This window comes from Pseudomonas sp. UBA5568 (assembly GCF_002425525.1).
Taxonomy (GTDB): Bacteria; Pseudomonadota; Gammaproteobacteria; order Pseudomonadales; family Pseudomonadaceae; genus Aquipseudomonas; species Aquipseudomonas fulva.
The window spans coordinates 1-24,552 of record NZ_DIMK01000056.1 but is presented as its reverse complement, the minus strand read 5'-3'; the positions used below and the strand labels follow the sequence as shown (position 1 = coordinate 24,552).

Below are 24,552 nucleotides of genomic sequence, written 5' to 3'. Positions count from 1 at the left end.
AAAGCCGGGCTCATTGATGCCCGGCTTTCTTTTTGGGTCATTGGTAGGAGCGCCTGGAGAAGGGTTGGAGGGCTCAGCGTTGCTGGGTCTGATCAGGCGGGATCGGGATACGTGTATTCGAATACGCGTGCGACTTCAGAGGCATGCCAGGAAGCGGCCTCCATGCCATCGACAGGCCCTGTGAAGCGCCCTAACCGCTCGACGCACTCAAAGAAGCCTGTGCGCGGCAAGCGGCTGGCACCCTGGCTGATCACCAATGAACTGCGCAGGGGTTGTTCGGCACGCGCATCCAGCACTGCCAGGTACTCAAGCGCTGCGGTCAGTGTCTGCATGGCAGGACTTGGCAGTTGCAGGCGCTCGATGAGCGCTCGGTAGGTCAGCAAATGACGTTGCCGTCGGGCCAGATCCAGCTCGCCCAGCAGGTTGTCCCAGTGCTGGCGGCTGATCCTGACCTGACTCATGAAGCCTCGCTCCAGCCAGGCACACCCAAGTGCCAGGCCAGGGCACGGCGAATGGCGGCATCGGGCTCCCGCTCGCCCGACTCGATCATCGCCAGGTAAGCCGGGCTCACCCCCACATTGCGGGCCAGGTGCTCGGCGGCGATGCCTTTGTCCCGGCGTATGGCACCTACTTCGCTAAATGCGGGCAAAGCGGCATGTAAGGCGGCTTCTTCGACAGGTGACTGTACTGGGGTATTCGCTGGGGCCTGCCCTGCTGCCTTGAGCAGCGCCTGGTAGTCTTCCCACGGTACGACGGCATACTCGGGTTGACCGTCGCGGCTGATGACCTGAATATCCATTGCAAAAATCCCTTCGAGAGGACTACTGAAGGTAATCCATTGGCGTGTTTCATGTGCCAATTATATGACCAAGTTCAGGATCTTTGCAGTCGAGCGCCGGCAAGGTTCTACCGTGTCACTGACGCCTCAAGGGATTTCACGCTCCAGACGCAGGTCTTCGGGGGTGGCTGGAAGACGCTCAACTACCTGCAGCCGTTCTGGCGACTGGGTGTCCCGCCAGGCCTTGAAGCGCTCCAGTTCATCGGAAACGGTCTTGAGCACCCACCCCAGCACGGCGATGTCATCCAGAAAACCTACGCCCAGCAACCAGTCCGGGATGGCGTCGATGGGGCTTACGAAATAAAGCAGACCGGCAACGATCGTAATCAAGGCCTTGCGGTTGATCGCCCGGTACTCGCCTCGCCACCATGCCAGGCACAGGGCCTGCATCAACTTCACGTCTTCGCGCAGTTTGCCCAAGCGTGGCCCTTTGCGGGCCACCGCGAACAGCAGCGCCGGCAAGCGCCCACGGCTGAGCAGGCGCTCTGCCAGGGGCAGGAAGCGCGTGAAATTCCAAGGTGCCTTCATGGTGCCTCCAGACGGAAAAGGTTATCCACATTTATTGTGGATAACCTTGTGAACAGGGGGACATTTCCGAGCCCGCTGGCCCATAAACAGGGCACCGGACAAGATCGGGCATTTTTTACACAGCGGTTACAGAGCACTGCGCGGGCCCGCCCTAGGACAGTTATTTCAGACGCAGCTTACACCCAGCGCCTGTCCTTGTTCGGACCGTGGGCGCCAGAGCAGGTTCGAACGGGATGCCCAAATGCGAACGTCCTGTAAGGCAGCTCCGCCACAGGTTCAGCACGGCTCTGAATGTCATCAGATACCCGTGTAGGCGGAGTACGCTGTACCCGCGCAGTTACGGCCTTGCCGGGGCTGCGGATCGGCCGCGCAGCCTCCCCAGGATTTAGCTTTGCCGCAGATACTATTAGGGCCGCATAGCGGCCCCAATGGTATCAAGTGAACCGAACGCTCCGTGATGACAGCGCGCTCGTTTCAATCGAAACACGCCTTACTTGGCAGGTGCTTCAGCCGGTGCGTCGGCAGGCGCTTCGGCCTCAGGCTCACCACCTTGCAGCTGCGCTGGGTCCTTGATCGCGATCAGTTCCAGGTCGAACACCAGAACCGAATTGGCCGGGATCAACGGGCTCGGGCTCTGGGCGCCGTAGGCCAGGTCAGCAGGGATGAACAACTTGTACTTCTCGCCAACGTGCATCAATTGCAACGCTTCGACCCAACCTGGGATCACGCCGCTGACCGGCAGGTCGATCGGGCTGCCGCGCTCGACGGAGCTGTCGAAGACCTTGCCGTCGATCAACTTGCCTTCATAGTGAACGGTCACCACGTCGGTTGGCTTGGGCTGCGGGCCATCGGCCTTCTTGACAACTTCGTACTGCAGACCCGAGGCGGTGGTCACCACGCCTTGCTTCTTGCCGTTTTCTTCAAGGAACTTCTTGCCCGCAGTGGCCGCCTCTTCGCTAGCCTTGGCCAGGCGTTCTTCGGAACGCTTCTGCAAGGCAGTGAAGGCTTCTACCAGTTCTTCGTCCTTCAGGCGCTGCTCTTTCTTGCCAACGGCGTCCTCGATACCCAGCGCTACCGCCTTGGAATCGAGGTCGTCCATGCCTTCCTGCGCCAGGCTCTTGCCCATGTTCAGGCCAATGCCGTAGGAAGCTTTCTGCGCAGGCGTCTTCAGTTCGGGGCTGCTGGCCTGCTGATCACAACCAGCCAGTACCAGGCCTACCAGGGCAACCGCAGCCGCCAAACGATGCTGTTTCATGCTAATTCCTTGTTCATGCGCCATAAGGGCAATCAGGGTAGAGGCCGCGAGCTTAGCAGGCAGCCCTCACCAATGGCTACCGGCATAGGAGCGGGTTTGAGTAAGTAAGTTCAGCAAGTGAATCGTAATTCATCAACCAGGTAACAGCTTCATGCCATGACCTGACAGATCCCCCGCGCCAGCGCTAAAGTCATATTTAAAACAGCAGGTACCGACAAAGAAATCATCCACGATCAAGTGACGCATCGGTGCTCGACGGTGGCATGTGGGTATGCCGTGGGTCTATGCTTTGAGGCATTCTAGCTGGAGTGATTATTCGCGTTTATGTCCAAGGTCATCATCAAATCCCCCGCCGAGCTCGACCTGATGCGCCGCGCAGGCCAACTGCTGGCACAGGTGTTCGCCGAACTCGACAGTTTCATCCGTCCAGGCATCACCACCCTGCAGATCAATGACCACGCAGAAGACTTCATCGTCCAGGCCCTTAGGGCAAGACCGGCCAGCAAAGGCCAGTACGGCTTCCCCTATGCGCTCAATACCTCGGTCGATCATGTGGTGTGCCATGGCATGCCTGACGCCGATGAAGTACTCAAAGAAGGTTCGATCGTCAACGTCGACATCACGCTGGAACAAGGCGGTTACATTGCTGACTCTTCTAAAATGTACGCCATCGGGCAGATCGATGATGAAGCCCGGCGCCTGATCGACACCACCTATGCGGCGCTGTGGAAAGGCATCGAGCAAGTACGACCTGGGGCCACCCTGGGTGACATTGGCCATGCCGTGCAGGCGCATGCCGAGGCCGCAGGCTACAGCGTGGTCCGAGAGTATTGTGGGCATGGCATTGGCCAGCAGATGCATGAAGCGCCAGAGGTGCTGCATGTCGGTCAGCGCGGCATGGGCATGAAGCTCAAGCCAGGCATGGTGTTCACCATCGAGCCCATGATCAACCAGGGCGGGCGCGGCACCCGCACGCTCAAGGATGGCTGGAGCGTGGTGACACGTGACGGCAGCCTGTCAGCGCAATGGGAGCACACGGTGGCCGTGACGGACGAAGGGTTCGAGGTACTGACCCTGCGGGCCGAGGAGCGCCCAGGCCTCAATGGCCAGGCGGCCCGGGCCTGAAAGGCGACTATAAAACTGAAATGCAGGCATAAAAAAAGCGACCCTAGGGTCGCTTTCTTATTGCTTCAGGGTGTTCAGTGGGCCCTTGAAGCTGAATATGGCGCAGCGGACGGGACTCGAACCCGCGACCCCCGGCGTGACAGGCCGGTATTCTAACCGACTGAACTACCGCTGCGCTATACATCGAGTGGTGGGTGATGACGGGATCGAACCGCCGACCCTCTGCTTGTAAGGCAGATGCTCTCCCGGCTGAGCTAATCACCCTTCGTCTCGGTGTGGGGCGCATTCTACGGACGGCCCTGCCCCCTGGCAAGCACTTTCTTTCACTTTATTTCGAAAAAAGTACAGATCTTTCAACGACCTAGCGTAACGGCCCGATTTCGTCCGGTTTGTGCACTGCTGGCCCTCTGACAGGGTTGGCCTTCCGGGGCTGGTAGGAGAATAATGCCCGCCTTATGCATTAATGAGAGACTTCCCCGATGTGGTTCAAGAACCTGCTGACCTACCGCCTGACCCAGGACGTGCCCTTCGAGCCTGAAGCTTTGGAGGCTGCCCTGGCCAGCAAGCCAGCCCGTCCGTGCGCCAGCCAGGAGCTGACCACCTACGGTTTCGTCGCCCCGTTCGGCAAGGGCGAAGATGCCCCGCTGGTGCACGTCAGTGGCGATTACCTGCTGATCGCTGCACGCAAGGAAGAACGTATTCTGCCCAGCAGCGTGGTCAATGACGCGGTCAAGGAAAAGGTCGAAGAGATCGAGACCGAACAGATGCGCAAGGTCTACAAGAAGGAGCGTGACCAGATCAAGGACGAGATCATTCAGGCCTTCCTGCCTCGCGCCTTCATTCGCCGCTCGATGATCTTCGCTGCCATCGCCCCGCGCCTGGGGGTGATTCTGGTCAACTCGGCCAGCGCCAAACGCGCCGAAGACCTGCTGTCCACGCTGCGCGAAGTGATGGGCTCGCTGCCCGTGCGGCCGGCCACCGTCAAGATCGCCCCGGTGGCCACCATGACCGACTGGGTCAAATCCCAGAATGCCGCCGAAGGCTTCTATGTGCTGGACGAATGCGAGCTGCGCGACACGGCCGAAGATGGCGGCATTGTGCGCTGCAAGCGCCAGGACCTGACTGGCGAGGAAATCCAGCTGCACCTGAGTACCGGCAAGGTCGTGACCCAACTCGCCCTGGCCTGGCAGGACAAACTGTCGTTCGTGCTGGACGACAAGATGGTCATCAAGCGCCTGAAATTCGAGGAACTGCTGCAGGAGCAGGCCGAGCAGGATGGCGGTGACGAGGCCGCGCAGCAGTTCGACGCCAGCTTCCAGCTGATGATGATGACATTTGCAGAGTTCCTGCCCGTGCTCTTCGAAGCTTTGGGCGGCGAAGAAATCCCGCAAGGGGTGTGAGCCCGCTGCGGGTTGGCAGTACCCACGACACTTGAGTGCGGCACCGTTGCCGCACTTGACCCCCTGCCTGCAGCGACAATGCCCGGGCATGCAGTCGAACTGGAGATAACCCCATGCGCGCCCTCGCCGCCTTGAGTCGATTCGTCGGCAACACCTTTGCCTTGTGGGTATTGGTGTTCGCCGTGCTGGCCTTCCTGCAACCGCAATGGTTCATTGGGTTGAAGGTGGCCATCGTGCCCTTGCTGGGGCTGGTGATGTTCGGAATGGGCCTTACCCTCAAGCTCGACGACTTCGCTGCCCTGGCCCGCCAACCCTGGCGGGTCATGCTGGGGGTGGTCGCGCATTTCGTGATCATGCCGGGCATGGCCTGGCTGCTGTGCCAGCTCTTCGAGCTACCGCCGCAGATCGCCGTGGGCGTGATCCTGGTCGGCTGCTGCCCGAGCGGTACGGCCTCGAACGTGATGGTGTGGCTGTCGCGCGGCGACCTCGCGCTGGCCGTGGCCATCGCAGGCGTCACCACGCTGCTGGCGCCACTGCTGACCCCTGCGCTGATCTGGTTCCTGGCGTCGGCCTGGCTTCCGGTGTCCTTCATGGATATGTTCTGGTCGATCCTGCAGCTGGTCATGCTCCCGATCGTACTCGGCGTGCTGGCCCAACGCCTGCTGGGTGAGCGCGTGCAGACCGCAGTTCAGGTTTTGCCACTGGTATCGGTGGTGAGCATCGTACTGATCGTATGCGCCGTGGTGGCCGCCAGCCAGGCGAAAATCGCCGAGTCGGGGCTGTTGATCATGGCGGTGGTCATGTTGCACAACAGCTTCGGTTATTTGCTGGGGTACATCACCGGCAAGCTGTGCAAACTGCCCTTGGCCCAGCGCAAGTCGCTGGCGCTGGAGGTCGGCATGCAGAACTCCGGGCTAGGAGCAGCCCTTGCCGCTGCGCACTTCTCGCCCCTGGCGGCCGTGCCCAGTGCGCTGTTCAGCGTGTGGCACAATATTTCCGGGGCGCTGCTTTCCACCTGGTTCCGGCGGCTGGAGGACACCTCCTCCGACGTCGAGGGCGCAAAACGTGTCAGACGCTGACAGGCGATTGGCCCGCAGGCTTGCCCGGCAGACCGTAGATGTGCACCATGGGCTCACGGTGAGGACGACCTCACGACGCCCAGCGTGATCATCCAGGGGACGGCCCCATCACTTGCAACGATGGAGACGCATCATGTCCTGGATCATCCTGTTCTTCGCCGGCCTGTTCGAGGTCGGCTGGGCCGTTGGCCTCAAGTATACCGACGGCTTCAGCAAGCCACTGCCCACCGCGCTGACGGTTGCCGCCATGGCCGTCAGTCTCGGCCTGCTGGGCCTGGCGATGAAAGAGCTGCCGCTGGGGACGGCCTATGCCATTTGGACCGGCGTCGGCGCGGTGGGCACCGTGATCGCCGGCATCATCCTGTTCGGTGAGTCCATGGCGTTGGTTCGACTGGTCAGCGTGGCACTGATCGTATGCGGCCTGATCGGCCTCAAGGTCAGCGCCAGCTGATACCGGTCAGCTGGCCAGGTTTGCTCAGCGAATGCCTGCGCGCAGGCCAATGACCTGCTCGCGCAGCCGCTCTGGTAGCGCCTCCTGTGCAGGGATGGCGCTGCCTGCCACGACGGTCACCCGGGACCACATTCTTCTGAAAAACCCTTTGGCCGGGTCGCGACTGAAGAAACTGCCCCACAGCCCTTGCAGCGCCAGGGGAATCACCGGCACCGGCGTCTGTTCAAGGATATGGCTCAAGCCGCCCTTGAACACGTCGACCTCACCATCCCCTGTCAGCTTGCCCTCGGGAAAGATGCACACAAGCTCGCCGTCAGCCAGGTAACGGGCAATGCGGGTGAAGGCGCGTTCGTACGTCGCCAGGTCCTCGCTGCGTCCGGCAATCGGAATGGCGCCTGCGGTGCGAAACACGAAGTTGAGCACGGGCAGGTTGTAGATCTTGTAGTACATGACGAAACGAATGGGACGGCGTATCGCGCCAGCGAGCAACAAGGCATCGACGAACGACACGTGGTTGCACACCAGCAATGCCGCGCCTTCGTCGGGAATGTGCTGCAGCCCCTGGTGCTTGACGCGGTACATCGAGTGACTGAGCAGCCAGATGAGAAACCGCATGGTGAATTCAGGCACGATGCTGAAAATGTAGGCGTTGACGGCGATGTTCAGCAGCGAGACGACCAAAAACAGCTGCGGGATGTCCAGCCCAGCCACGCCCAGCAGCACCATGGTCAACAGGGCCGATACCACCATGAACAATGCATTGAGGATGTTGTTGGCAGCGATCACCCGCGCGCGCTCGTCTACGGCGGTGCGTGCCTGAATCAATGCGTACAGCGGCACGATATAGAAACCGCCAAACACCCCGAGCCCGACGATGGACAGCAGAATCCACCACGCCTGGCTCAGGCCCAGCAGGTCGAGCCAGTCATGGGCGCTGGCAGCGCTGGGCACATCCCCGGAATGCCACCACCATAGCAGGCCGAACACGGTCAGGCCAAAGGAGCCGAACGGCACCAGCCCGATCTCCACCTTGCGCCCGCTCAGACGCTCACACAACAAGGAACCCAGGGCGATGCCCACCGAGAACAGCGTCAGCACCAGGGTGACCACGGTGCCATCGCCGTGCAGCCAGTCCTTGGCATAGGCCGGGATCTGGGTCAGGTAGATGGCGCCGACGAACCAGAACCAGGAGTTGCCGACGATCGAGCGCGATACCGCAGGCGGCTGGGCAAGGCCCATGCGCAGGATGGTCCACGACTGCCTGAAGATGTTCCAGTCCAGCTTCATGTGGGGTGAGGCAGCGGCGGCACGGGGAATCCAGCGGCTGGCCAGGTAGCCCAGTACGGCAGTGCCTACCACGCCACCGGCTACCACCGCGGCATAGCGTTCGGTCGACATCATCACCCCGGCGCCGATGGTGCCGGCGAGGATAGCCAGGAAGGTGCCCGTCTCCACCAGCCCATTGCCGCCTACCAGCTCTTGCTCACGCAGCGCTTGGGGCAGGATCGAGTACTTCACCGGCCCGAACAGCGCCGAATGGGTACCCATGCCGAACAAGGCCACCAGCATGAGGGCCAGGTGATTGGTCGCAAAACCCAGCGCGCCGATCGACATGATGCCGATCTCCGCCAGCTTGATCACACGAATGAGCGCGTCCTTGGGAAATTTCTCCCCGAACTGTCCACCCAGCGCCGAAAAAAGAAAGAACGGCAGGATGAACAGCAAGGCACACAGATTGACCCAGATGGATCGGTCACCGTCCCCAAGGCTCAGCTTGAACAGGATGGCCAGGATCAGCGACTGCTTGAACAGGTTGTCGTTGAACGCACCGAGCGACTGAGTAATGAAAAAAGGCAGGAAGCGCCGCTTGCCGAGCAAGGTGAATTGCGAGGAATGACTCATCGTCCTTGGTCCTGGGTGAAGCCGCGAGGGCACGGGTGAAGGAAGGTCGTGGGGATTGCACAGATATCGGGGATAGGCAACTGGTAGATCTGCGAGTAGCGAGCTTGATCACTCAGGTGGCAATGTCAGGGAAATTCGCCCAGGAAGTCAATGGAATGACCCCTCCCCGCAAGCGAGCAACCCGCTCACCTGCACTCACGGCCATGTTGATGCTTTGCGCAGCGATAGGGCCTGTCACCGCCCTGGCTAACAAGCCTGACGCGCAGCAAAAGACGTTCATCGACAATTTGCTCTCGCAGATGACCTTGCAGGAAAAGATCGGACAGTTGCGAATGGAATATGCCGCTCAAGGTGATGCGCCTCAAGACATGAACACAGCCATCGCAGCCGGGAATGTGGGGGCGATGTTCACCCACCCGGCTGCCAACAGTACGGATTTGCGCAGGCTACAGGCCATGGCGGTCGAGCGTAGCCGGCTGGGTATCCCGCTGTTCTTTGCAGGTGATGTAATCCATGGACGTCGCACCATTTTTCCCATCAACTTGGGTCAGGCGTCCAGCTGGGACCTGCGCGCGGTGGAAAAAAGTGCACGCGTTGCAGCAATCGAGGCGACCAACGATGGCTTGGACATGACCTTCGCTCCCGTCTTGGATGTCAGTCGCGACCCGCGGTGGGGACGCATCTCCGAAGGCTACGGCGAAGACACGCACCTGGCCTCGCGCATGGGTGAGGCTGCCATCCGCGGTTTGCAACGACCGCATCTGGCAGCACCGGACAGCCTGATGGTTTGTATCAAGCATTTTGCCGGTTATGGAGCGGCTGAGGGAGGGCGCGACTACAACACGGCTGACATGAGCGAACAACGCCTTCATCAGGATTACCTGCCCCCCTTCAAGGCTGCCATCGAAGCCAAGGCCGGTGCCGTGATGACTGCACTGTCCAGCCTTAATGGCATCCCTGCAACGGCCAACGGCTGGCTCTTGAAAGACCTGCTTCGCACACAGTGGCAGTTCAAAGGCTTAGTCATCAGCGACCACGGCGCAGTGGCAGAGCTGATAGACCATGGCGTGGCCCGTGATGGCACCCAGGCGGCCAAGGCAGCGCTGACCGCTGGCACACAAATGAGCATGAGCGACCGTCATTACCGTGACCAGCTGGCTGGCTTGATCAAGCAAGGACAGGTCAGCGAAGCCGAGCTGGACGGCGCGGTTCGCCAGGTGCTCACAACCAAGTACGAATTGGGCCTGTTTGATGCCCCTTATCAGCGCCTGGGTGCCGACGCCGCTAGCGAGCAGATCGGACAGCATCGTGCCCAAGCGCGGGATATGGCGCGCCGCTCCTTGGTGCTGCTGAAAAACCGAAACCGCACGCTGCCGCTGCATAAAAGCATGAACATCGCCTTGATCGGCCCATTGGCCGATAACGCGGCAGACATGCTTGGCAGTTGGTATGCCAATGGCAGACCCGAGGAGGTGGTCACGCTTCGCTCCGGCATGCATCAGGCTCAGGCGGGCAAGGGTCGATTGCGCTATGCCAAAGGGGCCAACATCATTGACGATCCATCGGCCCTGATGCTTCTTGCGGACAAACACGTCGACATCGACCCAAGCCCTCCCGCAGCGATGCTCAAGCAGGCCCTGGCGGTGGCTCGGCAAGCCGATGTAATCGTCGCGGTGCTTGGCGAGGCGCGCGGCATGTCCCATGAGGGTGCGAGCAGGACCGAGCTGGGTCTACCCGGCGGACAACGTGCGCTGCTCAAGGCATTGAGCGATACCGGCATTCCAGTGGTACTGGTTTTGATGAATGGCCGCCCGCTTGCCCTCGACGACGAAACCAAGTGGGCCGATGCCGTACTGGAAACCTGGTATAGCGGGAGCGAGGGGGGTAATGCCATCGCTGATGTGCTGTTTGGCGACTACAACCCCTCCGGGAAACTCCCAGTGACGTTCGTGCGCAACGTCGGCCAGATCCCCCTGTATTACAACCATCTGAACACCGGCAGGCCGTTCGACCCCATCAACCCCGCACCTTACCGGTCGCGCCACTTCGACGTCGATGACACCCCTCTTTTTCCTTTTGGCTTCGGGCTAAGCTACACCCAGTTCGATGTCTCAGCCCCACGCTTGTCCACCGACCGTCTGCGTCCGGGTGAGCGCTTGAAGGTTCGAGTCACTGTTACCAATCAGGGACCGTTGGCGGGCGAAACAACCGTGCAACTCTATCTTCGGGACCTGAGCGCCTCTGTCAGTCGGCCCGTCAAAGAACTCAAAGGCTTCCAGAACATCTTCCTGGAGCCTGGTGCTGCCAGAGACCTGACGCTGGAGATTGCACCCACCGCGCTAGCATTCGTGGACCGTAACCTGCAATGGGTGACCGAGCCCGGTGACTTCGAAGTGATGGTCGGACTGGACTCGCACCACGTCAAAACAGCCACATTCGAACGCCTGCCGTGACTGCTTGCCCCGACGACCCCGCTACAGGATCGCTATAGGTTGACCGAAGCCTTGCGTACCCATTCTTTGGCTCAATTGAAACGGTACAAGTCCTTGGCCGTCTCCAGCAACAGCGCCTTGCGCAACTCGCTGGAGCAGCCTAGGGCCTGCAATTGCTCGAGCGCCTGGCCATAACTCATCGTGCGTTCGTGCTGCGTATGCGGCCAATCGCTGCCCCACATCAGGCGCTCGGCCCCATAGTGCGCTTCCAGCGCGCCCAGCGCCTGGCGGGCGAACAGCTCGTTCTGCTCGGGCGAGCCTTCCAGGCGGTAGATACCGGAAACCTTCACCCAGACATTGCCCTGCCCGCCCAGGGTCAATAGGTCGGCGAAGCCTGCCTGCCCCAGCCCGCTGCGCGCATCGGGCCTTCCCAGATGGTCGATGACGATATCCAGCCCGTACGGTTGCAGCGCCCGCACCAGGGTGGGAATGTCCGCCAGTTGTCGATGCAGCTCGACGTGCCAGCCCAGTTCGGCCATGCACGCGAAACGATGGCGCCACTGGGGGGCCGCAAGGTCCGGCAGTGGTTGCCCCATCAGGTTCAGGCGCACGCCTCTGACCCCAAGCTGGTCCATCTGTATGAGGGTTTGGCGCGCAACGTCCGGCTCAAGCATCACCACCCCCCGCAGGCGCCCCTGAGCGGCTTGCAGGGCACCCAGCAGATAGCCATTGTCGGTCCCCAGGAAACTGGGCTGCACCAGAACGCCGTGACTGAAACCGTGCGCCTGCAACTGGCTGAGGTAATCCGCCAACGGTGCATCGTACGCGGGGGCATAACGGCGCTCGCGCGCCAATGTCAGCCCTTGACTGAACACGTGGGCATGGCTGTCGATGGCAATCATGGATGAAGCAGGGTTGTGAGGCATGTCTTTGATCTTTCGGTCAGGTTACTGGGCGGCCACACCGGGCGCTTGCGGGGCAGGCTCGAGGTTGCGGCCGCGCGTTTCAGGCAGGCACAGTGCAGCGATCACCGCCACGCCGTAGGCGATGCCGGCATCAATGCCGATGGCGGTACCCAGCGACATGGATTCGCTCATGTGCCCGACCAGGAAGGGGAAGACCGCCGAGAGCACACGGCCAAAGTTGTAGCAGAAGCCAACCCCCGCTCCCCGCACATCGGCAGGATACAGCTCGTTGAAGAAGGCGCCGAGGCTTGCTGGAATGCCGGCTGCGAAGAAGCCCAGCGGGAAACCCAGGAACAGCATCTGCGTATTGCTCAACGGGAAGAAGACATAGGCCTGAACCGTCAGCACGCAGCACAGCGCAAACAGCAGGATGTTGCGACGCCTGCCGATGCGATCGATCAACAACCCGCTGACCACGCAGCCACACCAGAACGCAAAGATGATCACCGCCAGGTAGCCACCGGAATTGAGCACCGACAAGTTGCGTTCGGTCTTAAGGAAAGTCGGCAGCCAGGTCATCACCGCGTGGTAGCCACCATGCGCCCCCAGGCCCAGCAAGCCGCCCAGCAACGTGACGCGCAGCAATTCAGGGCGAAAGATCCCCGCCATCGAGGCGAAGAAACCCTGGGGAATGGCGTTCTGTTTCTGCAGGCGTTGAAAGCTGTCCGGTTCTGGAACGTTGCGACGCACCCAGATGATCAGCAGCGACGGCAACAGGCCCACGAAGAACATCACGCGCCAGGCGAATTCCTGCGGCACCAGCGAATAGATCAAGGTGAACAACGCTACCGCCAGGCCCCACCCTACCGCCCAGGCGCTTTGCACCGTACCCATGACCTTGCCGCGGTACTTGGGGTTGATGGTCTCGGCCATCAGCACGGCCCCGGCCGCCCACTCCCCACCAATGCCAAAGCCTTGCATGGCCTTGACGAACAGCAGTGGATAGAAGCCTGTGACGAAAGCCGAGAGGAATGTGAAGCAGGAGAACCACAGGATCATCCACTGCAAGGTGCGCACGCGGCCGTACCGATCCGACAGGGTTCCGCCAAGCCAGCCGCCGATCGCCGAGGTCACCAGGGTCAGGCCACTGATCAGGCCCGCATCGCCTTTGGACAGCGAGAAAGCCGCGATCAGCGCGGGAATGGCCAGGCCGAACATCTGCACTTCCAGCGCATCGAGCGACCAGCCCCCAAAACAGGCCCAGAAAGTCTTGCGTTCGCGCGATGTAATTTGGCGGTACCAGCTGAACATGATTCTTATCCTTTTAAGGGTGAAGGGTACGCTGGGTTGCCCTCAACGCAGACAACCGAGCAGGCGAAGCCACTGCGCCCTGGTGACGGGGCGCAGGCAGGTAAAGAAGGTTGAAACGGCGCGGTCAGCGAATATCGATGCGGTAGCGGAAGTGCTGCGCGTGTCCCCGCGACCGGCGCCACTCCAGGGGTTTGCCGGCGTAGTCACGGGCCAGCCGTTCGATCACTACGATCGGGCTGCCAGCCGGTACCTGCAGAAGGCGCCCATGCACTTCATCCACGGCCTCGGCAGTCAGGGCTTCTTCGGCGGCTGCGACCACTTGCCCACACAGCTGTTCGTAGATCGGGTAGAGCAATGGGCCCTTGTTATCCAGATCAGTCTCCAGCAGCAACTGGAACGGCTGGCGGGCCAGCCAGATGTCCTCGGCCAGCACGGGCTGGGCATCGAGCAGACGAAGCCGCTGCAGATGGATCACATCGGCCCCGGGTACGAGCCCCAAGGCCTGAGCCACGGCAGACGGTGCCGCCACGGCGTTCATGCTCAGGATGCGACTCATCGGCACGACGCGCTCGCCGTTGACAGCTTCGAAGCGGAAGAAGCGAAACAGCGAGGATTGGAACTGTGGACGGCGGATGAAGGTACCTCGCCCCTGCTGGCGCTCAAGCACGCCTTCGGCGACCAGCGCATCGATGGCCTTGCGCACCGTGCCCACCGACAGGTCGAATTCACTCGCCAGTGCAGCCTCGGTGGGGATCGCCTCACCCGGGTGCCAGCGGTTGTTGGCGATCTGCGCTACCAGATGGTCGCGTAGCTGTTGATAGCGTGGCAGTCGTGTGTCGCTGGCGAGTGGAAGCATGGCTGTATTCTCGTCTTGTTATATAGACATCTATATGAATTTTTCGAGAGTATTTGCTTCCAGGCATCGCCTGTCAATCCTCCACCCGTCTGCTGGGCCCCGCACGAGCCCGCAATTTGGGTGCGTCACGCTGCGACCACCTGCCACTGCGACCATCGTCTGCGCTGACGGCGCGCCACCTGTCGTGCCAGACTGGCTGACCGGGCCTCGTTATCCATTTAGCTTCGGAGTCACCATGTCGTTGTCCAGCGGGCTGATCGCCGCGGTCGCCCTGGCCTATATGGCCGTCATGTTCGCCATCGCCTTCTATGGCGACCGGCGCAGCACCCCTTTGCCGCCCAAATTGCGTGCCTGGGTGTACAGCCTGTCGCTGGCGGTGTATTGCACCAGCTGGACGTTCTTCGGCGCGGTCGGACAAGCGGCCGAGCAGCTGTGGGCATTCCTGCCGATCTACCTGGGGCCGGTATTGCTTCTGGTCTTCGCACCCTGGGTGGTGCAGAAGATGGTGCTGATCAGCAAACAGCAGAACATCACTTCCATTGCCGACTTCATCGCTGCCCGTTACGGCAAATCCCAGACGCTGGCCGTGGTCGTGGCTCTGATCTGCCTGGTGGGCGTGCTGCCCTACATCGCCCTGCAGCTCAAAGGCATCGTGCTGGGCGTCAATCTGTTGATCGGCGCCAGTGCAGACGCCACCGGCACGCGCGTACAGGACACTGCGCTGGTGGTGTCGCTGGTGCTGGCGCTGTTCGCCATCGTATTCGGCACGCGCAGCCTGGACGTCACCGAGCACCACCGGGGCATGGTGCTGGCGATCGCGTTCGAGTCGTTGATCAAGCTGTTGGCGTTTCTGGCCGTGGGGATCTTCGTCGTCTTCAACCTGTACGATGGGTTCGATGACCTGTTCACCCAGGCGCGCCAGTCCATCGAGCTGCACGATTACTGGACAGAGACCATCAACTGGCCGTCGATGGTGGTCCAGACGGCTGTCGCCATGATGGCCATCATCTGCCTGCCTCGGCAGTTCCACGTGACCGTGGTGGAAAACATCGAGCCACAGGACATGCGCCTGGCACGCTGGGTGTTCCCGATGTACCTGGCCCTGGCTGCACTGTTCGTGGTGCCCATCGCCCTGGCGGGGCAGATGTTGCTGCCAGGGACGGTGATGTCGGACTCGTTCGTGATCAGCCTTCCCCTGGCCGAGGCCCACCCCAGCCTGGCGCTGCTGGCATTCATCGGTGGCGCGTCAGCGGCTACCGGCATGGTCATCGTAGAAGCGGTCGCGTTGTCGACCATGGTGTCCAACGACATGCTGCTGCCCTGGTTGCTACGTCGCAACAACGCCGAGCGACCGTTCGAGGTGTTCCGGCACTGGATGCTTTCGGTCCGGCGGGTCACCATCGTGGTCATCCTGCTGCTGGCGTACGTCAGCTACCGCCTGCTGGGTTCTACGGCCAGCCTGGCGACCATCGGCCAGATCGCGTTTGCTGCCGTGACCCAACTGACGCCCGCCATGCTCGGGGCGCTGTACTGGAAACAGGCCAACCGCCGGGGTGTATTCGCAGGTCTGGCGGCGGGCATCTTCCTGTGGTTCTACACCCTGGTGCTGCCCATCGCCGCCCACAGCCTGGGCTGGTCGTTGCAGGTATTCCCAGGGTTGGCGTGGTTGCACGGCAACCCCCTGAATCTGCCGATCAGCCCGCTGACCCAAGGCGTGGTGCTGTCGCTTGCCGGCAACTTCACCCTGTTTGCCTGGGTCTCACTGCTGTCGCGTACCCGCGTGTCCGAGCACTGGCAAGCGGGCCGCTTCATTGGCCAGCAGACCAGCGCCCGCCCCAGCAGCAAGCCCTTGCTGGCGGTGCAGATAGACGACCTGCTGACCTTGGCATCGCGTTTCGTGGGTGAGGAGCGCGCGCGCCAGAGCTTCATCCGTTTCGCCTACCGCCAGGGCAAGGGCTTCAACCCCAACCAGAACGCCGACGGTGACTGGATCGAGCACACCGAGCGGTTGTTGGCCGGTGTCCTGGGCAGTTCGTCTACCCGTGCAGTGGTCAAAGCAGCGATCGAAGGCCGCGACATGCAGCTCGAAGACGTGGTGCGCATCGCCGATGAAGCGAGCGAAGTGCTGCAGTTCAACCGGGCACTGCTGCAGGGCGCCATCGAAAACATCAACCAGGGCATCAGCGTGGTCGACCAGAACCTGCATCTGGTGGCCTGGAACCGGCGTTACCTTGAGCTGTTCAATTACCCGGACGGGCTGATCAGCGTGGGACGGCCCATTGCCGACATCATTCGCTACAACGCCGAGCGCGGCCTGTGCGGCCCAGGGGAGGCCCAGGTGCACGTAGCCCGGCGTCTGCACTGGATGCGCCAGGGCCGGGCCCACTCGTCCGAGCGGCTGTTCCCCAATGGGCGCGTGATCGAGTTGATCGGCAACCCGATGCCCGGTGGCGGTTTCGTGATGAGCTTTACCGACATCACGCCGTTCCGCGAAGCCGAGCAAGCGCTGCGCCATGCCAACGAAAGCCTTGAGCAACGCGTGGCAGAGCGCACCTACGAGCTGTCGCAACTGAACCAGGCGCTGACCGAAGCCAAGAGCCATGCCGAAGCGGTCAGCCAGTCCAAGACTCGCTTTTTGGCTGCGGTCAGCCACGACCTGATGCAGCCTCTGAACGCCGCCAGGTTGTTTTCCGCGGCCTTGTCGCAGCAAGCCGAAGGCATGACCGAGGAAGCCCGGCAACTGGTTCAGCACATGGACACTTCACTGCGTTCGGCCGAAGAACTGATCAGCGACCTGCTGGACATCTCGCGCCTGGAAAACGGCAAGATCACCCCCGACGCCAAGCCATTTGCCTTGAACGATCTGTTCGACACCCTTGGGGCGGAATTCAAGGTACTGGCGGCAGAGAAAGGCCTGGCGTTCCGCCTGCGCGGCAGCCGCCTGCGGGTCAACAGTGACATGAAGCTGCTGCGCCGCGTGCTGCAAAACTTCCTGACCAACGCCCTGCGCTATGGCAAGAGCCCGATCCTGCTGGGTGCCCGCCGCCAGGGCGAGCGCCTGTGGCTGGAAGTCTGGGACAGGGGCCCTGGCATCGCCGACGACAAGCTGCACGTGATCTTCCAGGAGTTCAAACGCCTGGACAGCCATCAGACCCGCGCCGAAAAAGGCCTGGGCCTGGGCCTGGCGATCGCGGACGGACTGTGCCGAGTCCTGGGTCACACACTGGAGGTACGTTCCTGGCCAGGCAAGGGCACCGTGTTCCGTGTGAGCGTGCCGATCTCTCTACAACCAGCCCCTGTCACTTCGGCGGTGGAGCAGCGCAGCGAGCCGCTGGCCGGGCTGCAGGTGTTGTGCGTGGACAACGAAGACAGCATCCTGATTGGCATGAACAGCCTGCTCAGCCGCTGGGGCTGTCAGGTGTGGACCGCACGCAGCCGCAGCGAGTGCGAGGCCCTGCTGGCCGAGGGCATGCGCCCACACCTGGCCTTGGTGGACTATCACCTGGATGAAGGCGACACCGGCACGCGCCTGATGGGCTGGCTACGCACCCGATTGGGCGAACCGGTGCCCGGGGTGGTCATCAGCGCCGACGGCAGCAAGGAAACCATCGCCCTGGTGCATGCCGCAGGCCTGGACTATTTGCCCAAGCCGGTCAAGCCGGCTGCATTGCGGGCCCTGCTCAACCGTCATCTGAGCCTGGTGCAGTAACTGCCTGGTCGGGCACTTCATCGGCGAAGGCGCGTTCGAGCAAGTCGGGCGACAGGCTTTTGCTGGCCCGGGCGCCGAGCAGCTTGAGCTGCTCGCTGCGACTGACGAGATTGCCGCGCCCTTCGCACAGTTTGTTACGTGCTGCCGCATAGGCCTTGTCCACCTGTTGCAGGCGGCTGCCCAGCTCATCCAGGTCCTGGATGAACAACACGAACTTGTCGTACAGCCACCCGGCACGTTCGGCGATTTCCCGGGCGTTCTGGCCTTGGCGTTCCTGCTTCCACAAGCTGTCTATCACCCGCAAGGTGGCCAGCAAGGTGGTGGGGCTGACGATGACGATTTGCCGGTCGAAGGCTTCCTGGAACAGGTTGGGCTCGGCCTGCAGTGCCGCCGAGAACGCGGCCTCGATGGGCACGAACAACAGTACGAAATCCAGGCTGTGCAGGCCTTCGAGACGGCTGTAGTCCTTGCTCGACAGGCCCTTGACGTGACTGCGCAGCGACTGGACGTGCTGCTTGAGCGCCGCGTCGTCGTTGCCTGACACGAACTGCTGATACGCCGTCAGGCTGACCTTGGCATCGACCACCACCTGCTTGTTGCCCGGCAACATGATCAGCACATCTGGCTGGAAGCGCTCACCGTCAGCGCTCTTGAGGCTCACCTGCGTCTGGTACTCCCTACCCTTCTCCAGCCCTGCGTGTTCGAGCACGCGCTCCAGGATCAGCTCGCCCCAATTACCCTGGGTTTTCTGCCCCTTGAGCGCCTGGGTGAGGTTGGTCGCTTCATCGGACAGACGCAGGTTGAGTTGCTGCAGGCGCTCGAGCTCCTTGCCCAGCGAAAAACGCTCACGGGCCTCCTGCTGGTAACTTTCCTCGACACGCTTTTCGAACGCCTGGATACGCTCCTTCAATGGGTCGAGCAGTTGGCCAAGGTGCTGCTGGCTGGTTTGAGCAAAGCGCTGCTCACGCTCATCGAAGATCTTGGTGGCCATGTCGGCAAACTGGGCGCGCAGCGTATCGCGGGCCTCCTGCAGGTCTTCGAGACGCTGCTGGTGGCTTTCCTGCTGTTCACGCAGCTCGGCTTCGAGGCGTGCGGCCTGGGACTCCAGACGACGCTGCTCGGCCTCGCGAGTCGCGCGTTCCAGGTTCCAGGCATGGGCCGCATCACGGGCGTTGTCCCGCTCGATCTGCAGCAACTCCAGCTCTCGCCCCTGGGCTGCCAGCTGCGTCTGCTTGAGGGTATTGGCTTCGCTGAGGTCACTGACTTCATCACGGCTGGCCTCGAGCTGCGCCTGCAAACCGGCCTGGGCCAGCTGCGCTGCGTTCAGACGCTCTTCAAGCAAAGCACGCTCGCCATGCCGTGCTGCATGCCGACGCTGAAGCTGCATGACCCACACCAGGCACGGCACCGCGCCCGCCACCAAGCCCAGCAGAATGCTGGCCAGATCCACTGTCATGCCTACCCCGGTCACTGTCTGGCAAATTCGCTGAAGCTTAACAGCCTGACCGGCAGGTTGCCCGTGCCGCCGTCACAGGCGGTGGTCCTCAGTGCCCAAACCACTGACGCAGTAGCCGACGGGCCTCCTGGGACCCCTTCCCGGCCGCCAATTCCAGCCAGCTACGGGCCTGCTCGGGCGCAGACGCCCGGCACGCCCGGGCATACTCCACCTGGGCACGACAATCGCCAGCGCGTGCGGCCTGGCGTAGCAGGTCATGGCCGATACGCCGATCACGGGCGCTGCCACAATCGCGGCAAAGCATCTGCCCCAGGCGGCTTTGAGCCACCACCACACCCTCGCGGGCTGGGCGCTTGAGCAACCGCCCAGCCAAGTGCTTGACCTGAGGCTTGTCACCCAGACGCGAATTGTCGAGTAGCCACAGGGCAACCTTTAGGGTGAACCGTCCGGAACGCTCTGCAGACGAGGGCATGGGGCTGGCAAGTTGTTTACTGCGAGACTTCATGAGCGGCAGGTCAGGCAAATCGAAAAGCGCGCCACTCTACCGGTTTTCGACGTGCGGGCCTAACCCTGAGGATTTTTTTTATAAAAATTTCATGTGATTGTTTCTTGACGTTTGCGAGACGATGGATGGTCATTCGAACTGGTCTGATTCTTGGCGAGACCCGAGGCAGCTTGGCGCCAACCCCGCACTAGAGCAAGCGGCGGCGACAATCCACAGTTCCTGTGGATAAGTCGGTGGACAACACCCTATTCCCCCCCGCCAAGCCCCGAATTACGGGGGCTGCTGTCAAACTGACGATTTTTTCACCAACGAAAAATAGTGTTTTTTTTCATTGACTTAACTGGCTAGTCAAGTCATTGGCGACTGGAGCGAAAGGTGGGACAGGTTTGATACACGTCCTCCTTTCGGTGTGAACAAACATCAACCGCGCATCCGTTCGTGTGTGAGCAAGGCGGCCAGCACACCCTTCGAGCACGCTCGGCCCCTTCCCACCGCCGGCATTAAGCGCCATACTGCTCGGCTACCCACGCACAATCAGGGCTTGCCTTCACCGAAAGGCTCAGGTAGGATGCGCCTCGTTAGTACCAAGCTGAAAGTCAATTCTGGCCCACAGTGTCCTTGCAGACTCGCTCTCCCAATAGCGCGCTGCTGAAACCAGGACCGGCCCTTTCGATGATTCGCCCGCAGCCGATACGCTGCCGCGACATCCATCACGAGTCCAATTGATCAGGATCCCGCGCGAAGGCCTAGAACCTTGGCTCCGCGTGCTGCCTGCCCTCTGAAGTACCTACCAGTCAGCCCAAGCGCCCACCATTGATTGCGCTCCCTCTGGCTGCTTTGTTCCAGCAGGTTCTCTCGTCCCTTAATAAAGACGTCACTGGAACGTTTCTATGATGCACGGATCTACTCCCCGTGTTTAATGCAGGAACCTCCAATAATATGCAAACTCAACATCAAATCCAGGCTGCAATCGGTACCCTTTCCCAGGCGTTCTCGCCGTTGAAATGCTTGCTCGTCGCACCCCGCAAAGGCAGCTTTAGCTTTACGCTGGTGGACGAACACGGTATCGCCTGCCATACCGAACGCCTGTACCACGAGCAGTACAGCCGCAGCGAACCGCTGCAGGCCGTCATCGCCCGTACCCGCCAGTCACTCACCGCGTGAGCGGTGAATGCTGCGGCATTCACCCATCAGATACACCCCCTCCCAGCTTGCCTGCACAAATCCAGCGTAATTGCCTTCGGGTATATCGCTCGGCTTGTCAGGCAGCAATCGATTTAAAAACAGCCTTTTACGTCACCCTTATCACACTACACTTCAACTCGAGCGGTGCACGCCGCTTCCGGCGGGCCTGACCGTTCACACAGCTGCCAAGCGCCTGCGCCCGCCGGTCCCTTACTGCTCGGGGGCACCATGGGTATTGCGGCCAAAGAACTACGTCAGCATGTCATCAGGCCCACACTGATCTACCTTGACCGTCACTGCGCCAGCGCCGAAGTGTTGTTGCTCGGCATCGCTGCCTGCCAGTCGGCTTTGGGATCGGCGCTGCACGGCAGACGCGGGCATGGCCTCTTTCGCATAGATGATCAGCGTCATCGGGCGCTCTGGGACGACTACCTGGCACGCGATCCAGACTTGGCCAGCCGTGTACGCGGCCTGGCCAGCCAACATGCCTTCCTGGGCGGACCCGACCTGGAACTCACCGTCAACCTGCGCTACGCCACTGCCATTGCCTGGCTGCTTGTGGAGGCCCAGGTGGTGACCTTGCCTGCCGTGGACGACCGGATGGGCCAGGCGCGTATCTGGCGGCAGATTTTCAACCCTCAGGGTCGCTTGCGAGACTTCACCGAAGCCTGGCAAGCCTGCATTGGTCAGAAACTGCCAGTAGCTTCTTGAGACGGTTCTTACAGACTCAACTGAGAAAAGGAATTTTAGTCGGATTGTCCTACAAAACCGCTCTATCTCCTGCGATTGCGCCTATAGCGCGACGCGTGATTTGTTGGTAGCTTTTCGCCTCGGAGATCCCAAGGAGTTCTAATAATGAAAAAAGTAATGCTCAAAACCTCCCTTGGCGTTGCTGTTGCGCTCGCATCGAGCCAACTGTTCGCCAGCGGCTTCGCGTTGAACGAACAAAGCGTCAGCAGCATGGGGACAGGTTTCGCGGGACGTTCCTCTTCTGCCGAGGATGCCAGCACCGTATACGGCAACCCGGCCGGCATGTCCCGCCTCAAGCGCCAGCAGGTCACCGTCGGTGGCGCAGCGGTCATCGCCAAAACCGATATCTCGGGGCCTGGCAGCAACCTTGGGGGGGAAACTGACGGTGACATGGTACCGGTCGTCGGCGTACCCATGGGTTACTACGTCAAGCCCATCGACGACCACTGGACCGTCGGCTTCGGTGTCTACGTGCCCTTCGGTCTGGTGACCGATTACGGCAGTGACGACGCGGCGCGCTATTGGGGCAAGAAAAGTCACGTGGAAGTGGTGACGTTCCAGCCTACCGTCAGCTATGCCTTCAATGACAAGGTATCGATCGGCTTCGGCCCGACCTTCAACCGGATCAAGGGCGAACTGGGTTCCAACCTGATCAACCCGGCCACCCCTGGGCGCAACGACGGTGAAGTCAAGATCAAGGGTGACGACACGGCAGTCGGCTACAACATCGGCCTGATGGTGCAAGCCACCGACCGCACGCGCATCGGCCTGACCTATCACTCCATGGTCGACTACAAGCTCGAGGGCAAGACCAAGGTCAACACCCCGCTGATCGGGCCATTCAACGGCAGCAAGTTCGATGCCTCGCTCAAGATCAAGACGCCGGAGTCGGTTGACCTGTCGGTCACGCATGAACTCGACGACCAATGGACGCTGTACGCTGGCAGCACCTGGACGCGCTGGAGCCGCCTGAAGGACATCACTGTACAGAACGATGTCCCGCGCCCATTGATCGGCTCTGCCTTCCAGACCATTTCGGAAGAACAGAACTGGCATGACACCTGGGCCCACGCCGTGGGTGCGTCGTACAAGGTCAACAAGGAGTGGGTGCTGCGCACCGGCTTCACGGTCGACCAATCGCCGACCAACAACCAGGACCGTTCGCCGCGCATCCCCACGGGCGATCGCAAGATCTTCAGCCTGGGCGCCGGCTGGAGCCCGAGCGAGGACATGACCATCGACGTGGCGTACTCCTACCTGTGGGAAGAAGACACCAAGGTCAATCAGGTCAGCGCCACCAAGGGCGCCTACCGTGCCAAGTACGAGAACAGCGCGCACGGTGTAGGGGCATCGCTCACTTACCGCTTCTGATCGTTACCGTTATCTTAAAAAACCGCCTTGTGGCGGTTTTTTCATGTTGGCACTTGCCACTCGTCGCCCAGGTGGTCGCGCAGGTAGTGCATGAAGGCGTGTACCTTGCTCGTGAGTGCGAAGCGGTCGGCCACGCAGAGATAAACGTCCATCGGTGCTGTCTGCGCGTACGCCTGCCCGTCAGGGCCATGTTCGAACAGCGGCACCAGGGCACCGCAAGCCAGGTGCGGCCGGGCAATGAACGCTGCCAGGCGCGTGATGCCGCCGTCATGCACCGCCATCTGCGTTAGCGCATCGATGTCGTCGCAGATGAGCACGTCGCCAAATTCGGGCTCCAGGCGCTGCCCATCACGCATGAATCCCCAACGCAACAGACGGCCATCGACCGGGTAGCGAAACACCAGACAGCGGTGATTGCGCAGTGCCTCCGGCGTCTGTGGCACGCCGGCACTGGCCAGGTACCCTGGTGCGGCACAGCAGACGAAAGGAATGCGGGCGATGTGCTTGGCTATCAGGTGCTCGTCCAACTGGGGCGTGATGCGCAGGCTGACATCGATACCTTCACGTGCGTGGTCAACCTTTCTGTCGCTCATGACCAGTTCAATCGAAATGCGCGGGTACAGCACGCTGAACGCGGGTATCAGGGGCGCCAGGACGTGACGACCGAACGCAGAGGTCGACGCGATGCACAGGCGACCTTGAGGTTCGCTTTCCGGGGTCATCACCGCTTGTTCAGCGCGCGCCAAGTCACGCTCTATCAGCCTGACATGCTTGTAGTACTGGGTGCCGGCGGGAGTCAGCGTCATACGCCGCGTTGTGCGGGTCAGCAAACGGACCTGCAAATGCCCTTCAAGCCGGGCCAGGTTCTGGCTCACAGCTGCTGGGGTAATGCCCAGGCTGCGGGCACCTGCTGCGATACTTCCGGCTTCGACGACCTTGATGAAGCTGCGGATGGCGTTGAGCAGGTCCATGCTGTGCCCTTGAGATTCGTAAGTTTTGCTTTATAAAGGAGTTAGGCGGAGCGGTCTACTGGTGAAGCGCAGTGGGTTGATAGGGTAAGGCCTCAATCGGACTCCAGGAGGTCGCATGACTGATGTCACTCAAAGCCGTCGTCGCAGGTTGCATGTGAATGCCACGCCGTATGTGTTTGCCTTTTACATGTCGGCCATCATGGCATTGCTGATGTGTTTCGTGATCACGGCAGCCAACGCCGGAATCGATCAGGATTATATGAGCAACGTACTGAAAGCTTATCGATTGGCGATGCCGGTAGCTTTTGTGTGCGTGTTGATTGTAAGGCCGATTGTGGGAAGGCTGGTTGCGATGACCGTGCATACGGCTTGAATGGCCGTGCAGCTGCTATCGTGGATAGGTAGATTAATCATCAGCAATCGCTATGCAGGGTACCCTCTTCACTAACCCCCTACCTGTAAATAACGGTCACTGCTATCGGTTTGGCTGTTGATCTTGATCTTGATCTTGCTCTTGATCTTG

At 61.2% G+C, this 24,552-nt stretch carries 21 protein-coding genes and 2 tRNA genes; 10 read left to right on the top strand and 13 right to left on the bottom strand.

From position 1 onward, the window contains the following. Positions 1-92: 92 nt before the first annotated feature. The 4 genes from B2S33_RS19015 to B2S33_RS19000 form a co-directional block, all read right to left on the bottom strand. Entirely contained in the window at positions 93-461 is a 369-nt protein-coding gene (locus tag B2S33_RS19015; RefSeq protein ID WP_027915781.1) for a hypothetical protein, read from the bottom strand. Continuing rightward, entirely contained in the window at positions 458-799 is a 342-nt protein-coding gene (locus tag B2S33_RS19010) for a helix-turn-helix domain-containing protein (protein WP_288650856.1), read from the bottom strand. The genes B2S33_RS19015 and B2S33_RS19010 overlap by 4 nt, the downstream gene beginning before the upstream one ends. Before the next feature lie 126 nt (positions 800-925). Next, positions 926-1,366 carry a YkvA family protein gene (locus B2S33_RS19005; RefSeq protein WP_027915779.1) on the bottom strand — a complete coding sequence of 147 codons (441 nt, stop codon included), beginning with the start codon at positions 1,364-1,366 and terminating at the stop codon, positions 926-928. Positions 1,367-1,856: 490 nt separating this feature from the next. Beyond that, positions 1,857-2,621: an FKBP-type peptidyl-prolyl cis-trans isomerase gene (locus tag B2S33_RS19000; protein ID WP_027915778.1), complete on the bottom strand. Its 765-nt coding sequence runs from the start codon at positions 2,619-2,621 to the stop codon at positions 1,857-1,859. 324 nt (positions 2,622-2,945) lie between these two features. Between B2S33_RS19000 and map the strand changes: the two genes are divergently transcribed. Beyond that, the gene (gene map, locus B2S33_RS18995; protein WP_027915777.1) at positions 2,946-3,746 is read left to right on the top strand and encodes a type I methionyl aminopeptidase; all 801 of its coding nucleotides are present in this window, start codon (positions 2,946-2,948) and stop codon (positions 3,744-3,746) included. 98 nt (positions 3,747-3,844) lie between these two features. On the opposite strand, the gene B2S33_RS18990 is transcribed toward map, so the two are convergent. Together B2S33_RS18990 and B2S33_RS18985 are read right to left on the bottom strand one after the other, a co-directional pair. Beyond that, positions 3,845-3,921, bottom strand: a tRNA-Asp gene (locus B2S33_RS18990). Between the two features lie 13 nt (positions 3,922-3,934). Beyond that, positions 3,935-4,010 (bottom strand) — tRNA-Val (locus tag B2S33_RS18985). A 215-nt stretch (positions 4,011-4,225) separates the two neighbouring features. Here B2S33_RS18985 and rdgC point away from each other — a divergent pair. The 3 genes from rdgC to sugE all read left to right on the top strand — a co-directional run bounded on the left by rdgC (position 4,226) and on the right by sugE (position 6,676). After that, entirely contained in the window at positions 4,226-5,146 is a 921-nt protein-coding gene (gene rdgC, locus B2S33_RS18980) for a recombination-associated protein RdgC (RefSeq protein ID WP_027915776.1), read from the top strand. Positions 5,147-5,259: 113 nt separating this feature from the next. After that, positions 5,260-6,225 (top strand): bile acid:sodium symporter family protein, encoded by a 966-nt coding sequence (locus tag B2S33_RS18975; protein WP_027915775.1) that lies wholly within the window; start codon positions 5,260-5,262, stop codon positions 6,223-6,225. A 133-nt stretch (positions 6,226-6,358) separates the two neighbouring features. Further along, positions 6,359-6,676, top strand: a complete 318-nt coding sequence (sugE, locus tag B2S33_RS18970; protein WP_023533912.1) for a quaternary ammonium compound efflux SMR transporter SugE — start codon at positions 6,359-6,361, stop codon at positions 6,674-6,676. 24 nt (positions 6,677-6,700) lie between these two features. Here sugE and B2S33_RS18965 read toward each other — a convergent pair whose 3' ends face one another. Beyond that, positions 6,701-8,578 carry a 1-acyl-sn-glycerol-3-phosphate acyltransferase gene (locus tag B2S33_RS18965; RefSeq protein WP_027915774.1) on the bottom strand — a complete coding sequence of 626 codons (1,878 nt, stop codon included), beginning with the start codon at positions 8,576-8,578 and terminating at the stop codon, positions 6,701-6,703. A gap of 155 nt (positions 8,579-8,733) precedes the next feature. Between B2S33_RS18965 and bglX the strand changes: the two genes are divergently transcribed. Beyond that, on the top strand, positions 8,734-11,031 hold the full coding sequence (gene bglX, locus B2S33_RS18960) for a beta-glucosidase BglX (protein ID WP_288650855.1): 2,298 nt from the start codon (positions 8,734-8,736) through the stop codon (positions 11,029-11,031). Between the two features lie 71 nt (positions 11,032-11,102). Here the strand turns inward: bglX and B2S33_RS18955 are convergent, their stop codons facing one another. The 3 genes from B2S33_RS18955 to B2S33_RS18945 form a co-directional block, all read right to left on the bottom strand. Further along, the gene (locus tag B2S33_RS18955; protein ID WP_145281018.1) at positions 11,103-11,936 is read right to left on the bottom strand and encodes an amidohydrolase family protein; all 834 of its coding nucleotides are present in this window, start codon (positions 11,934-11,936) and stop codon (positions 11,103-11,105) included. Between the two features lie 21 nt (positions 11,937-11,957). Next, positions 11,958-13,226 (bottom strand): MFS transporter, encoded by a 1,269-nt coding sequence (locus tag B2S33_RS18950; protein ID WP_027915771.1) that lies wholly within the window; start codon positions 13,224-13,226, stop codon positions 11,958-11,960. 124 nt (positions 13,227-13,350) lie between these two features. Beyond that, positions 13,351-14,082 carry a GntR family transcriptional regulator gene (locus tag B2S33_RS18945; protein ID WP_288650854.1) on the bottom strand — a complete coding sequence of 244 codons (732 nt, stop codon included), beginning with the start codon at positions 14,080-14,082 and terminating at the stop codon, positions 13,351-13,353. Between the two features lie 235 nt (positions 14,083-14,317). On the opposite strand from B2S33_RS18945, the gene B2S33_RS18940 reads away from it, so the two are divergent. Then, the gene (locus B2S33_RS18940) at positions 14,318-17,791 is read left to right on the top strand and encodes a hybrid sensor histidine kinase/response regulator (protein ID WP_049695572.1); all 3,474 of its coding nucleotides are present in this window, start codon (positions 14,318-14,320) and stop codon (positions 17,789-17,791) included. Here B2S33_RS18940 and rmuC read toward each other — a convergent pair. Both rmuC and B2S33_RS18930 read right to left on the bottom strand, forming a co-directional pair. After that, positions 17,763-19,133 carry a DNA recombination protein RmuC gene (gene rmuC, locus B2S33_RS18935; RefSeq protein ID WP_165919274.1) on the bottom strand — a complete coding sequence of 457 codons (1,371 nt, stop codon included), beginning with the start codon at positions 19,131-19,133 and terminating at the stop codon, positions 17,763-17,765. The genes B2S33_RS18940 and rmuC overlap by 29 nt on opposite strands. 202 nt (positions 19,134-19,335) lie before the next feature. Beyond that, positions 19,336-19,752, bottom strand: coding sequence for a sel1 repeat family protein (locus tag B2S33_RS18930; RefSeq protein ID WP_181074336.1), 417 nt, complete (start codon positions 19,750-19,752; stop codon positions 19,336-19,338). A 939-nt stretch (positions 19,753-20,691) separates the two neighbouring features. Here B2S33_RS18930 and B2S33_RS18925 point away from each other — a divergent pair. The 3 genes from B2S33_RS18925 (at position 20,692) to B2S33_RS18915 (ending at position 23,058) form a co-directional block, all read left to right on the top strand. Then, on the top strand, positions 20,692-20,916 hold the full coding sequence (locus B2S33_RS18925) for a hypothetical protein (protein WP_027915766.1): 225 nt from the start codon (positions 20,692-20,694) through the stop codon (positions 20,914-20,916). Between the two features lie 249 nt (positions 20,917-21,165). After that, the gene (locus tag B2S33_RS18920; protein WP_110607519.1) at positions 21,166-21,648 is read left to right on the top strand and encodes a hypothetical protein; all 483 of its coding nucleotides are present in this window, start codon (positions 21,166-21,168) and stop codon (positions 21,646-21,648) included. A 144-nt stretch (positions 21,649-21,792) separates the two neighbouring features. After that, positions 21,793-23,058 (top strand): OmpP1/FadL family transporter, encoded by a 1,266-nt coding sequence (locus B2S33_RS18915; RefSeq protein WP_023533893.1) that lies wholly within the window; start codon positions 21,793-21,795, stop codon positions 23,056-23,058. Between the two features lie 41 nt (positions 23,059-23,099). Here the strand turns inward: B2S33_RS18915 and B2S33_RS18910 are convergent, their stop codons facing one another. Continuing rightward, positions 23,100-24,029: a LysR family transcriptional regulator gene (locus B2S33_RS18910; RefSeq protein ID WP_027915764.1), complete on the bottom strand. Its 930-nt coding sequence runs from the start codon at positions 24,027-24,029 to the stop codon at positions 23,100-23,102. A gap of 115 nt (positions 24,030-24,144) precedes the next feature. On the opposite strand from B2S33_RS18910, the gene B2S33_RS18905 reads away from it, so the two are divergent. Further along, entirely contained in the window at positions 24,145-24,402 is a 258-nt protein-coding gene (locus B2S33_RS18905) for a DUF2798 domain-containing protein (protein WP_027915763.1), read from the top strand. Positions 24,403-24,552: the final 150 nt, after the last annotated feature.